This is a genomic window from Streptomyces sp. NPDC057486 (assembly GCF_042802415.1).
Taxonomy (GTDB): domain Bacteria; phylum Actinomycetota; class Actinomycetes; order Streptomycetales; family Streptomycetaceae; genus Streptomyces; species Streptomyces yanii.
The window spans coordinates 46,296-58,433 of record NZ_JBHVEE010000019.1; the positions used below are offsets into that span (position 1 = coordinate 46,296).

Consider the following 12,138-nt stretch of genomic DNA (forward strand, 5'->3'; position numbering starts at 1 on the left):
AGGGGAATGGCGTGACGTTATCGACGGGGTGCTTCGGGCGGCTGTGCGCTGCGCACGGCGCACGACGTCCGCCTGTGCGCAGCGCCGGGTTCCTGCTGAGTCAGCCGGCCGGGCCGGGCTGCCGCACGTCCTCGTGGAGGTGGACGATCCGCCAGCTTTCCCCGGCCCGGTGCAGGATCACGGTGTTCCGGATGAGTTCGGGGCTGTTCGCGCCACCGTCCGCGGCGGGTTCGAAGTCAACGCGCAGCCAGAAGCGCAGGACGGCGATGTCTCCGAAGACGTCGACGGTGCGGTCGTACGCGGTGAGGCCGGTCTCCACCGGTCCCGCACCGGCTGCCGGGCGGGCGTCACGGATCCGGTCGAGGTCGGGCTTGCCGAGCAGGAGCGGGTCGGCTGCGGAGTCCCAGACGGTCGCCTCGGGGTCGAGCGCCCGGTCGATCCTCGTCCGGTCGCCGGCCTCGTACGCCTCGTACATTCCGGTGAGGACGGCCCAGACCGCGTCGGCGTCGGTCACCGATGCGCCGGGCCTGGCGGTGGACGGGAGAGGGCGGGTGTTCTCGGGCATGGCGGTGCTCCTGAGCGGACACGGGGGCGATGGCGGCACGTGGGCGTGACGGCGACACGAGGGTGTCATGGCGACGCCGCGGTGCGGGTGGCGGCCACGCTACACAGCCGCGCACCGGCCGCCACCCACACCCCTGTCGCTCATGCGCCGCTGCTCATTCCACCGATCGAAGAGCCTCCGCCAGGATCTCCGCGCCCTCCTCCGCCTCGGCGATGGACAGCGACAGCGGCGGGGCGATCCGGAGCGCGCTGGTGTTGTGTCCGCCCCCCTTGCCGATGAGCAGCCCGCCCTCGCGTGCCGCTTCGAGCACAGCGGTTGCCGCCTCCGGGTCGGCCTCGTCGGTGCCGGGCTTCACCAGCTCGATGCCGATCATCAGGCCCCGGCCGCGCACCTCCCGCACGCACTCCGAGCCCGCGACGATCGCCCGCAGCCGCTCGATGAGCAGTCCGCCGACGCGTCGCGCGTTGCGCTGGAGGTCGTGCTCCAGGAGGTACGAGAGGTTGGCGAGGCCTGCCGCCATGGTGACCGGCGAGCCGCCGAACGTCGAAATGGAGTTGGCGTCCAGGCAGTTCATGACCTCGGCGCGGGCCACGACGCCGCCGATCGACATGCCGTTGCCAATGCCCTTGGCGAAGGTGAGGATGTCCGGCGGGCCGTTCCGGTCGTGCGCCTGCCAGCCCCAGAAGTGGTCGCCGGTACGGCCCCAGCCGGTCTGCACCTCGTCGGAGATCCACAGGATGCCGTGCCGGCTCAGCACTTCGCGGAACGCCGCGAACAGGCCGTCGGGCGGGGAGGTGAACCCGCCGACGCCCTGGATGGGTTCGGCGATCAGCGCGGCGGCGTCACGGGTGTGCCCGAGCAGGTCCTCCAGGTCGGCCACGCACGCCTTGATGAACTGTGCGTCGCTGAGTTCCGCGTACGGGCCCCGGGTCCGGACCCCGCCGTGCACGTACAGCGTCTGCAGCGGGGACAGACTCGTCGGCGACCAGGCCCTGTTGCCGGTGATGCCGACGGCCGAGAACGACCTGCCGTGGTAGCTGTTGCGCATCGCCAGGATCTGGTTGGACCTGCGGTACGTGGTGGCGAGCAGCAGCGCCGTGTCATTGGCCTCGGTGCCCGAGGTGGTGAAGAAGACCCGGGCGTCGGGGATGCCGGAGAGCGTGGCGATGCGCTCGGCGAGTTCGACCATCGGCCGGTTGAGGTACAGCGTCGAGGTGTGGATGATCCGCCCGGCCTGCTCGGTGACCGCCTTAGTCACTTCGGGCAGCGCGTGAGCGGTCATCGTGGTGAGGATGCCGCCGAAGAAGTCGAGGTAGCGCTTGCCGTCCGCGTCCCAGACATGGCGGCCCTCACCGTGGGTGATCTCCAGCGGATGCCGGTAGTAGAGCGCGAGCCATTCGGGGCTGACGGCGAGGTGACGGTGGTGGAGACTGCTCACGGCTCCACCAGTCCCTCGTACGCGTCGGGGCGACGGTCCCGGTAGAACGCCCACTGCTGGCGCACTTCCTCGATGAGGCCGAAGTCGAGGTCCCGGACGAGGAGTTCCTCCTCCTTGTCGCTGGCCACCTCCCCGACGAACTGGCCGCGCGGGTCGACGAAGTAACTGGTGCCGTAGAAGTCGTTGTCGCCGTACTCCTCCTGGCCGACGCGGTTGATCGCGGCGACGAAGTACTCGTTGGCCACGGCGGACGCGGGTTGTTCCAGCTGCCAGAGGTAGCTGGAGAGGCCGCGCGAGGTCGCGGACGGGTTGTACACCAACTGGGCTCCGTTGAGTCCGAGTTGACGCCAGCCCTCGGGGAAGTGACGGTCGTAGCAGATATAGACGCCGACCTTGCCGACGGCGGTGTCGAAGACCGGCCAGCCGACGTTCCCGGGCTTGAAGTAGTACTTCTCCCAGAACCCCTTGACCTGCGGGATGTGGTGCTTGCGGTACTTGCCGAGGTACGAGCCGTCGGCGTCGATCACCGCGGCGGTGTTGAAGTAGAAGCCGGACTGCTCGATCTCGAAGACCGGCACGACGATCACCATGCCGGTCTCGCGAGCGAGCTCCTGCATCCGCCGGACGGTCGGCCCGTCCGGGACGGCCTCGGCCCAGCGGTAGTGCTCGGGCTCCTGCACCTGGCAGAAGTAGGGGGCGTTGAACACCTCCTGGAAGCCGATGATCTTCGCCCCCTGCCGGGCGGCCTCGCGAGCATGTTCCTCATGCTTGGCGATCATGGATTCGGTGTCGCCGGTCCAGGTCGCCTGGACGAGTGCGGCGCGTACGACGTGGGACATGAGCTGCTCCTTCGACGCGGCGTCAGAGAGCCTCTACGCGTTTTCTACGCACGTAGATTCGGTGCACAGGAGGAGAACGTAAGCCCCGCCACACGGTGGGGCAAGACCATCGCCGTGAACCGGCCGAGTCGATCATGTTTCGCACCCGTGCGGTTCACACTCTCTCCTCCTTCCCCAGGGGAGAGCAGATGCCACGCCGACGGACCCGTCCGGCACGGAAGCAGGCACGGGTGATCGGCTCCTGCACCGTGCCCCCGGCGCTCGCCGCGGCGGCGTTCAAGGCCGGCTCCCTGCCCGCCGTCGCCGCCGCCCCGGTCCCCGCCGGCGCCGCCTCGACGCGCCGCGGGCCACGGCCGGACCGGTGATCGTCCGAGGTTTCCGCGGGTCAGCCGGGAGTGCCCGCGATGCCCGCGACCCGCAGTGCGTGCACCAGGTCCCACTCCCGGTCCCGGGACACCGCGCGTGCGGCGGCGAGCAGTTGCGGTACGAGCTGACGGGGATCGCCCTCCGCGATCCGGGCCGCGTCCTCCGGGGTGTGCACACGGACAAAGGCGCCCATCAGCGCCTGCGCCTCCGGTTCGAGACCCGCCCGGTCCAGGGCCAGCACCGCGTCGGCGATCTCCGCCGCGGGCCGAGCCACCCCTTGACGCAGCAGCTGCCCGCAGTCGTCGGTGCGCCCCGCCGCGGCCAGCGCGCCCGCCGCGGCGGCGAGTTCGACGGGAGGAAGCAAGGCGACCTCCCAGAGCAGAGTTGCCCAGTCGGCCGCAAGACCCGACCGGTGCAGCTCATCGGCGAGCAACGGCAGCCGGTCCGCGGGCCAGCCCGCCGCCTCGCAGAGGACGACATGGGCCTCGCCGCCGCGGCCCTCGGTACGCAGCCGGACAAGCGTCTCGACGGCCTCGGCGGCGGCGCGGCGCGCGGCCGGGTCGGGTGCGGCCCGGGGCGGCTTACGGGCGCGGGCATCGACGTATTCCCCGGCCGGTGCGCCGCCGAAGCGCGCGCCGCGCGGCCCGGCGGCGGTGACCGGCGGGACGGGCAGGACAGGTGCGGTCATGGGGACGTCGAGGCCGGTGTCGTCGTCCACGTCCAGTCCGGCGAAGCGGGCGCCGCGCGGCTTCTTGCGTTTGCGGGCGGGCGGCGGAGCGGGGGCAGGCGACGGAAGCTGCTGGTCCCGGGAGGCGGGGGCGGGATCGGGGGCGCTGCGGGGTCCGGGCACACGGGGCGACTCGGGCCGCTCCGCCGCTCCTCGCGATCCCTCCGCCCGGAACCAGCCCTGCGGCACCGTCACGGCCGCCAGCCGCTTTCGCAGCTCCGTGCAGCGGGCAGAGGCGCGCGCGTGGTCGTCCTGGGCCCATGCCAGCACCTGCTCGTCCGGCGCCGGTGTGCCGTGCGGCCCGGCCGCGCGCAACCGCCGGGCCGCGTAGGCCTGCTCCTTGAGCATCAGCTCCAGCCGCTCCACGAGTGCCTGTCGTCCGCCCGGCCGCCGGTCGTGGGCGGCGGCCGATGCGGAGTACAGGGCGGCGGCGCGTACCGACTCACGTTCCGCGAAGCCCTTGCCGCGTTCTGCGGCCAGGTCTTGGAGCAACGACTCCACCACGTCCCACGGCGGGATCTCCGCCCCGTCGAGGCAGGCCCGCATGCCCTCGGGGTCGCGCCGGCAGAACACCCCGTACCAACCGCGCCCGGGGTCGAGCAGAGCCGTGAGACTCCGCAGATACGTCGCGAACTCGGTTACTTCCTCAGCCCGTTGATGTTCCGTCATCGTCGCCCTCACCCACCGTCGACTGGAGCGTTCCAGTCCGCAGGCATTCGACCGCAGGCATGTTACGGGGCGGCTACGTCCGCTTTTCCACTGGGGTGCGGTCGGCGCACGGCCGGAAGCGCGCACGCCCCCGCAGCCGCCGTTCAGAAGGTGACGGCGATCCCGGTGTGCGGCCGCTTCCCGAGGCGTACGACCATGGCGGGCCAGTCGACCAGCCAGAACTTCCAGGTGTACTTGCGGGCCAGCACACCGCGTACGGCACGCGTCCCCGCCTCGTCGAGCAGCCGCGCCGTGCCCTCGGCGCTCGGCGCACCGTCGGCGATCCGGCCGCGCACGTCGCAGACGGTCACCGTGACCCGGCCGTTGTTCCGGATCCTCTTCACCTTCCACGAGTCGCTCCGGGTCCAGATGAACAGCTCCTCGCCGTCGGCCGCCGCCCACACGGGCGTGGCGACGGGCGTGCCGTCCTTCCGGTACGTGGTCAGGCTCACGTACTCGCTGCGATCGAAGTCCTGGAGTGTCTGAGGAGTCACGGGCGTGACCCTACGCGCCCCGTCGACGGGGCGCGTAGGCCTCGTGCACGCTCACCGGCTCCGGAAGATGCTCCCGGGTCCCTGCGCAGGCCGGGCCGAGCAGGGGGAGCGGGCCGGCGCCGGACCCGGCGATCGCGCCGCTCGGCGGGATCGCCGCACCGGGCCGCCACCGCATTCGGCCGGCGGTCGCCGACTGAGCGGGGCCCACACGGATCCGCGCCGCCCGGGGCCGCCACGCGCTACCCGGCGCTACCCGGCCAGCGGGACGGCCGTGTCAGGTTCCTCGGCGCAGCGGATCAGCAGATCGTCCATGGAGAGGCCGAGTGCGCCGGCCAGCGCCGCGACGGTGAAGAACGCGGGGGTCGGGGCGCGACCGGTCTCGATCTTGCGCAGCGTCTCGGCGGAGATTCCTGCGCTCGCGGCGATCTCGACCATGCTGCGCGCGCCGCGCGCCTCGCGGAGCAGGCTGCCGAGCCGTTCGCCGCGAAGGCGCTCTTCCGGGGTGAGAGGCGTTCGTACCATGCCAGCCATTCTAATGCGCGCGTTATTCTCATACCGCCGTTATTCTCATACCGCTCCGATCGGTATAGTAATTGGCATGGTGCAGCTCAAGACGGATACATCCATAGAGGCGATGCGCGAGGCCGGGCGGGTCGTGGCCCAGATCCTGACAGCCGTACGGAAAGCGGCGACGGTCGATGTGTCGCTGCGCGAACTCGACGAGGTGGCGCGCGAGGTACTGCGCGACGCGGGCGCCGGGTCGCCGTTCCTGAACTACCGGCCACACTTCGCACCCACCCCCTTCCCCGCGGTGATCTGCACGTCCGTCAATGACGCGATCGTGCACGGCATCCCGACCGACCAGCGGCTGCGCGACGGCGATCTGGTGAGCATCGACGCGGGCGCGACGCTCGACGGCTGGGTCGGCGACTCGGCCGTCAGCTTCACGGTCGGCCGCGCCCGGCCGGCGGACACCCGACTGATCGACACGGCGTTCGCCGCACTGGACGCGGGGATCGCGGCGGCAGTCGTCGGCAACCGGATCGGGGACATCGCGCACGCGATCGGAGCGGTCTGCCGGACCGCCGGATACGGCATTCCCGAAGGGTTCGGCGGCCACGGCGTGGGCCGCTCCATGCACGAGGACCCGGCCGTCCCCAACGAGGGGCGACCGGGCCGCGGCATGCCGTTGCGACACGGAATGGTGCTGGCGATCGAGCCGATGCTGATCGGTGGCGGGCATGACGCGCTCCATCCGGACCGGGACGGCTGGACGCTGCGCACCTCCGACGGCAGCCGGGCGGCGCACGCCGAGCACACGATAGCGATCACGGACGCGGGGCCCCGCGTCCTCACCGCCCTCTGAACCACCCGGCCCCAGGTCTCCGTCACGGCCACGGGGCCGGCCCATGGCCGCATGCCGGCCACGAACCAGCCCCATGTCTGCCCTTATTGATGCATGATCACTTTCAGTCGCTCGGTGTCACGACCATCGCGGATCCGCCGCCCCGCCGCACCTTCTCCGCCGCCGCGAGCCACCGCCCGTCCGGCAGCCGCTGCACACCGGTGGCCGCCCCGATCTCCGGGTTCAGCTTGAAGGCATGGCCGAGCGACTCCAGTTCCGGCCGCAGCGGACTGTTCCACAGCGCGGGTTCGAGCTCGGTCGTCGGCGAGTTGCGCTGACTGGCGCGTGGCGCCGCGATCGCATCGACGAGCGGAAGACCGCGGTCGACCGTGCCGATGAGCGACTGCAGCACCGTGGTGATGATCGTCGCGCCGCCCGGCGAGCCCAGGGCCAGTACCGGCTGCCCATGCTTCAGCACGATCGTCGGCGAGATCGACGACCGCGGCCGCTTGCCCGGGCCCGGCAGGTTCGGGTCGTGCACCGCCGGGTTGGCGGGCGCGAACGAGAAGTCCGTCAGCTCGTTGTTGAGCAGATAGCCACGCCCCGGAACCGTGATGGCACTGCCGCCGGTCTGCTCGATGGTCAGGGTGTACGCGACGACGTTCCCCCACTTGTCGGCGGCCGTCAGATGCGTGGTGTTCTCCCCCTCGTAGGTCGTCGGGGCGGCCGTTCCACGGTTCGCACACTTGGCCGGATGGCGCGGGTCGCCGGGGGCGAGGGGGCTGGTCAGCACCGCGTCGTCCTTGATCAGGCACTCCCTCGAATCGGCGAACCGCTGACTCAGCAGTCCGCGCGTCGGCACGTCCTCGAACGCCGGGTCGCCGACCCACCGCCCGCGGTCCGCGAACGCGATCCGGCTCGCCTCGATGTAGCGGTGCAGATACTGGGCCTCGCTCGCCCGCGAAAGGTCGGTGTTCTCGAGGATGTTGAGCGCCTCTCCCACGCTCGTGCCCCCGGACGAGGACGGCGCCATGCCGTACACGTCGAGCCCCCGGTAGCCGACCTTCGTCGGGGCCTGCCGCAGTGCACGGTAGGAGCGCAGGTCCTTCGCCGTGAGATCACCGGGGCGCACGACCCGGCTCGCCTTCGGGTCGACGGGCGGGTTGCGGACGGTCCGGACGACGTCGTCGGCCAGATCGCCGCGGTACAGCTCGTCGATGCCGTCGCGGCCCACCTTCTCGTACGTACGCGCAAGGTCGGGGTTCTTGAAGACGGAGCCGACCACGGGCAGTTGCCCGCCCGGCAGGAAGAGCTTCGCGGTGTCCGGGAAGTCGGCGAACCGGGCCTGGTTCCCCTCGGTCTGCGAACGGAATGTGGAGTCGACGACGAAGCCGTCCCTGGCGAGCCGCTCGGCCGGCTTCAGCAGCCCGCTCAATGGCTTGCTGCCCCAGGCGTCGAGCGCGGTGGCCCAGGTGGCGGGGGTGCCGGGCGTGCCGACGCCCAGACCACTGGTGACGGCGTCCGCGAAGGCGAGAGGCTTGCCGTCCTCCAGGAAGAGGGAGGAGTCCGCGCTGCGCGGCGCGGTCTCGCGGCCGTCGATGGTCTCCACGGTGTGCTTCTTGGCGTTGTAGTAGACGAAGTAGCCGCCTCCGCCCAGGCCCGCGGAGTAGGGCTCCGTCACGCCGAGCGCGGCCGCGGTCGCCACCGCGGCGTCCACGGCGTTGCCGCCGTTACGGAGCACCTCGATCCCGGCGGCCGTGGCGTCCGCGTCGACGCTGGACACGGCGCCGCCGTAACCCACGGCGACGGGCGACTTGGGGGGTGGCGATATCGACGCTGCGGACGAGGGCGGTGCGGCCGCCCCGACCGAGACGACAGCGGCGAGAACACCCAAGAACGACACATTCCGCGCGACTGAACGTCGCATGCGCACCTCCAGTGAAGGATCGTCCGCGCAGGGTAACTCCGCCTCCTACGTCTCGTCAGGACCGCAGTGAACATGGATCCGAATCACCGATAACATGCCCGCCCATGACTGACGACGTACGCAACATCGTGCTCGGCGTGATAGCCGCCGGCATCAGCGCCGCCCTCGGCTGGTGCGCCCGAACCTACCTCTGGCGCCGCAAGCTCCGCCGCAAGCAGGCCTTCTTCGGACTGCCCGGGAACTCCGAGTGCCTGCTGGTCGTCAACCGCGACGCGGGCGGTGACGGCGCCGTCCACCGCCACGACGTCTTCGCCCTGCTCGAACTCTCCGCACTGATCAAGGATTGCTCGGCGCACGCGCAGATCCTCTCGCACGACGTCACCCAGCAGGGCTTCGGCGAGCGCACCGAGTTCTGCGTCGGCGGTCCGGTCTCCAACCGCCGGATGGCCGCCCATCTCCATTCGCTGCTGCCGGGCGTGAAGGTGAACACGGATCCGGAACCGGGTCCGGACCGCGGCGCCTTCCAGATCGGCTCGGAGCGCTACCGGGTGGAGAAGGGCGTCGCCGAGTACGTCGTGCTCGCCCGACTGACGGCCGGTCAGGACGCCCGCCCGGTATTCCTGTTCTGCGGACAGCAGGCGATCACCAATCAGGCCGCGTCACGCTACCTGGCCCGCAATTACGAGAAGCTGTCGCGCAAGCACGGCACCAACACGTTCTGCCTGCTGCTGAAGGTGGTCAACTCACAGGCGTACGGGCCCGATGTGGTGGAACTGGTCGCGGACGTGACACGGGCGGCGCAGACGCCCGTACCCGCGCCGCGGACCTCGCACCGCGCGGCGAGCTGATCCGCTGCGGCGTAGGCCCGACCGGCGCCGCCCGCACCGGGGGCGGATAGGCGCCGACACCTGGTGGAACCCGCCGTCGAAGGTCACCGGCCCACCGCGCCGGAACAACACCCGGATCAGCGTGATCGGCTTCGAGCGCCCGGACGGCACTCCGGCCCCGGCCGGGTCGCAGCCGGCCGGACGACCTCGTCCGGAGTCCGTCCGGGAGCGGTCAGACGGTGCAGTGGGCGGGCCCGACGGAGCCATCGGTGCCGGACAGCGTCACCGCCGCACCCGGATCGGGCACGCCGGAGTGGACCGCCGTGCAGATCAGCTGCTGCTGGGCGAGTCCGGAAAGTCCGGTGACAGGGCCGCCCAGCCGGACCAGCACCCCGTTCCGAGACACAGCCATGCTCAACCCGACATGGCTCCGCGGGAGTTCCGTGGACATTCCGGCATCTCGCTCCGTTCTGGAGGGCCCCTCGAAGAGCAGGACGAGCGCCTTGCCCGACGAGCCCTTCAGATCCCCCGTACCCGAGGACGCCGTCGACATGTCGATCTGTCGTACGACGGGCAGCAGCGTGCCCGGGGAGGACGAGGAGACGAAGTACAGCAGTGTGCCGTCCCGGCTCCCCGCCGCCACGTCCACGGTCGCCGGATCGCCGACCTCGACCACGTCCGAGGCCCGGATGCCGCACCCGGTCACCGGTAGCGCGAACGCCATCAGCGCGACCAGGGCGCGCAGCCGCCTCACACCCCCTCCCGTGGCAGTTCGACGGTGAACACCGCACCGCCGGAAGGGACGTTGGCGGCGCGGACCGTACCACCGTGCAGCCGTACGTTCTCCTGCGTGATCGCCAGGCCGAGTCCGCTGCCCGCCGACCGGGTTCGTGCCGCGTCGGCCTTGTAGAACCGGTCGAAGATGTGCGGCAGCACGGCTGCGTCGATCCCGGGACCGCTGTCCGCGACCTCCGTCACCAGACGGTCCCTCCCGTCCCGCCGCTCGGTCCACAGCCGTAGGGAGACGGGCTCGGCGCCGTGCCGCAGCGCGTTGCCGACCAGGTTGGCGACGATCACATCGAATCGGCGGGGGTCGAGCACCGCCCTCACACCTTCAGGGAGTTCGGTGAAAACCCGGTCCTCCCACCGTCTGCTCTGCAAGGTCTTGCGGATCGTCTCGGCGACATCGACCTCGTCGGGATGGAGGTCCGCTGCCTTCGCGTCGAAGCGGGAGATCTCCATCAGGTCCTCGACCAGGGTGGCCAGCTTCCCGGTCTCCGCGCTGATCAGCCGCACGGCTGCCGCGGTGTCGGCGTTCAGGTGCGCGGCGTCCTCGTCCAGGACCTCGGTGACGGCGAGCATCCCGGCGAGCGGGGTGCGCATCTCGTGCGAGACGTCGGAGGCGAAGCGTCTGGCCCGTTCCTCCGCCTGCCGGAGCTCCTCCACGGACTGCTGGAGCTTGGTGGACGACTCATTGAACGTCCAGGCCAGATCGGCGAGTTCGTCCGATCCCTTCACCTCGATGCGCGTGTCGAGCTCGCCTCGACCGATACCGGCGGCGGCCCGCCGCAGATCACGCACCGGGCGCAACACACTGCGGGCGGCGAGCAGTGCGGGCACCAGCGCGATGAGGAGGGCGGGCACGGCGCCGTCGCGGGCAGCGGTGACCATGGCACTGACGTTGGCCTCCTCCGGGAGGAGCGGCATCACGGCGTAGAGGACCAGCCCGGTGGGCTGACGCCCCTCGCCCCGGTCGAACATCACGGGCATCCCGATCGTCAGCCAGGGTTTGCCGTCCTTGACGACCCGCTGGAACGAGGCGTGCGCGGTGTTCCGGGCCGCATCGCGCAGTTCGGGTGTGATCACGTTGGAGACGGGCCGGTCCGAGGAGGAGACCTTCAGGTCCGCGTATTCGGCGAAGACGATCCAGGTGTGCGGCTTGCCCTCGCGGGCGAGGGTCTGGCACATCGTCCGGAGCCGGGTCGCGTCGACCGGCAGGGACACCGCCTGTGCGGTGATCCGGTCCCGGAACTGGGCGACCGCCGTGTCCTGCGCCTGCTGAAGGATCGCGGACCGCGCCTCGCGGTAGGTCAGGGTCGCGGTGGTGACCGCGCTGATCGCCGCGACCAGCAGGAAGGCGGATATGAGGCGGATACGCAGGCCGAACCGGGCGGCGAGAAGCCTCATTCGAGCGGCCCGAATCGGTAGCCGAAGCCACGGACGGTCTGGATGTAGCGGGGGCTGCCCGCCACGTCCTCGATCTTCTGCCGCAGCCGTCGCACACAGGCGTCGACGAGCCTCGCGTCGCCGTGGTAGCTGTGCTCCCACACGTATTCGAGGAGTTGCTGCCTGCTGAAGACCTGCTCGGGCGAGGCCGACAGGTACAGCAGCAGCTTCAGTTCGGACGGGGCGAGCAGGAGGCGCTCCCCCGCCTTGGCGACGGACAGCCCGGCGCGGTCGACGGCGAGTTCGCCGTGGAACTCGATGCCGCTGCGCCCGACCGGCTCGGCGAGCCGTCGCAGCACGGCCCGGATCCTGGCCTCGATCACCTCGGTACGGGCGGGTTTGACGATGTAGTCGTCCGCCCCTGCCTCCAGCCCGACGACCACGTCGAAGTCGTCGCCGCGTGCCGTGAGCATGATGATCGGCAGCTGGCTGGACTCCCTGATGCGACGGCAGACCTGGACGCCGTTCATGCCGGGCAGCATCAGATCCAGCAGGACGAGATCGGGACGGAACTCCACCAGCGCACCGAGTCCCGCCTCCCCGCTCTCCACGGCCCGGAGTTCATGCCCGCGCCGGCGCAGCCCGAGCTCGACCCCTTCCCGTACGGAGGGGTCGTCCTCGATCAGAAGCACACGCGGCATGGCACCAGTATCCCCACGATCACGATCGAACCCGT

At 71.0% G+C, this 12,138-nt stretch carries 13 protein-coding genes; 3 read left to right on the forward strand and 10 right to left on the reverse strand.

Features of this window, described 5'->3' with window-relative positions:
• Positions 1–100 precede the first annotated feature (100 nt).
• From ACFU6I_RS12075 to ACFU6I_RS12085, 3 genes are all read right to left on the reverse strand, one after another.
• Positions 101–565 (reverse strand): nuclear transport factor 2 family protein, encoded by a 465-nt coding sequence (locus ACFU6I_RS12075; protein ID WP_384364270.1) that lies wholly within the window; start codon positions 563–565, stop codon positions 101–103.
• A 154-nt stretch (positions 566–719) separates the two neighbouring features.
• Positions 720–2,003: an aspartate aminotransferase family protein gene (locus tag ACFU6I_RS12080; protein ID WP_384364272.1), complete on the reverse strand. Its 1,284-nt coding sequence runs from the start codon at positions 2,001–2,003 to the stop codon at positions 720–722.
• Positions 2,000–2,842, reverse strand: a complete 843-nt coding sequence (locus tag ACFU6I_RS12085) for a nitrilase-related carbon-nitrogen hydrolase (RefSeq protein WP_327243505.1) — start codon at positions 2,840–2,842, stop codon at positions 2,000–2,002. Before ACFU6I_RS12085 ends, ACFU6I_RS12080 begins: the two co-directional genes overlap by 4 nt.
• A gap of 188 nt (positions 2,843–3,030) precedes the next feature.
• On the opposite strand from ACFU6I_RS12085, the gene ACFU6I_RS12090 reads away from it, so the two are divergent.
• Positions 3,031–3,207: a hypothetical protein gene (locus ACFU6I_RS12090; protein WP_384364274.1), complete on the forward strand. Its 177-nt coding sequence runs from the start codon at positions 3,031–3,033 to the stop codon at positions 3,205–3,207.
• A 20-nt stretch (positions 3,208–3,227) separates the two neighbouring features.
• On the opposite strand, the gene ACFU6I_RS12095 is transcribed toward ACFU6I_RS12090, so the two are convergent.
• The 3 genes from ACFU6I_RS12095 to ACFU6I_RS12105 form a co-directional block, all read right to left on the reverse strand.
• Entirely contained in the window at positions 3,228–4,604 is a 1,377-nt protein-coding gene (locus tag ACFU6I_RS12095) for a hypothetical protein (RefSeq protein ID WP_384364276.1), read from the reverse strand.
• A gap of 143 nt (positions 4,605–4,747) precedes the next feature.
• The gene (locus ACFU6I_RS12100; RefSeq protein ID WP_384364278.1) at positions 4,748–5,137 is read right to left on the reverse strand and encodes a PPOX class F420-dependent oxidoreductase; all 390 of its coding nucleotides are present in this window, start codon (positions 5,135–5,137) and stop codon (positions 4,748–4,750) included.
• 249 nt (positions 5,138–5,386) lie between these two features.
• On the reverse strand, positions 5,387–5,659 hold the full coding sequence (locus ACFU6I_RS12105) for a helix-turn-helix domain-containing protein (protein ID WP_384043469.1): 273 nt from the start codon (positions 5,657–5,659) through the stop codon (positions 5,387–5,389).
• A 76-nt stretch (positions 5,660–5,735) separates the two neighbouring features.
• Between ACFU6I_RS12105 and map the strand changes: the two genes are divergently transcribed.
• Entirely contained in the window at positions 5,736–6,503 is a 768-nt protein-coding gene (map, locus tag ACFU6I_RS12110; RefSeq protein ID WP_384364280.1) for a type I methionyl aminopeptidase, read from the forward strand.
• A gap of 103 nt (positions 6,504–6,606) precedes the next feature.
• Here the strand turns inward: map and ggt are convergent, their stop codons facing one another.
• On the reverse strand, positions 6,607–8,409 hold the full coding sequence (gene ggt / locus ACFU6I_RS12115; RefSeq protein ID WP_384364282.1) for a gamma-glutamyltransferase: 1,803 nt from the start codon (positions 8,407–8,409) through the stop codon (positions 6,607–6,609).
• Between the two features lie 104 nt (positions 8,410–8,513).
• Here ggt and ACFU6I_RS12120 point away from each other — a divergent pair, with 104 nt between their 5' ends.
• Positions 8,514–9,257 (forward strand): hypothetical protein, encoded by a 744-nt coding sequence (locus ACFU6I_RS12120; RefSeq protein ID WP_384364284.1) that lies wholly within the window; start codon positions 8,514–8,516, stop codon positions 9,255–9,257.
• Between the two features lie 211 nt (positions 9,258–9,468).
• Here the strand turns inward: ACFU6I_RS12120 and ACFU6I_RS12125 are convergent, their stop codons facing one another.
• Genes ACFU6I_RS12125 through ACFU6I_RS12135 form a run of 3 tightly spaced genes read right to left on the reverse strand, consistent with a single transcriptional unit; the run spans position 9,469 to position 12,103 of the window.
• On the reverse strand, positions 9,469–9,990 hold the full coding sequence (locus ACFU6I_RS12125) for a hypothetical protein (protein WP_384364286.1): 522 nt from the start codon (positions 9,988–9,990) through the stop codon (positions 9,469–9,471).
• Positions 9,987–11,423: an ATP-binding protein gene (locus ACFU6I_RS12130; RefSeq protein WP_384364288.1), complete on the reverse strand. Its 1,437-nt coding sequence runs from the start codon at positions 11,421–11,423 to the stop codon at positions 9,987–9,989. The genes ACFU6I_RS12125 and ACFU6I_RS12130 overlap by 4 nt, the downstream gene beginning before the upstream one ends.
• Positions 11,420–12,103: a response regulator gene (locus ACFU6I_RS12135; RefSeq protein ID WP_384364290.1), complete on the reverse strand. Its 684-nt coding sequence runs from the start codon at positions 12,101–12,103 to the stop codon at positions 11,420–11,422. Before ACFU6I_RS12135 ends, ACFU6I_RS12130 begins: the two co-directional genes overlap by 4 nt.
• Positions 12,104–12,138 lie beyond the last annotated feature (35 nt).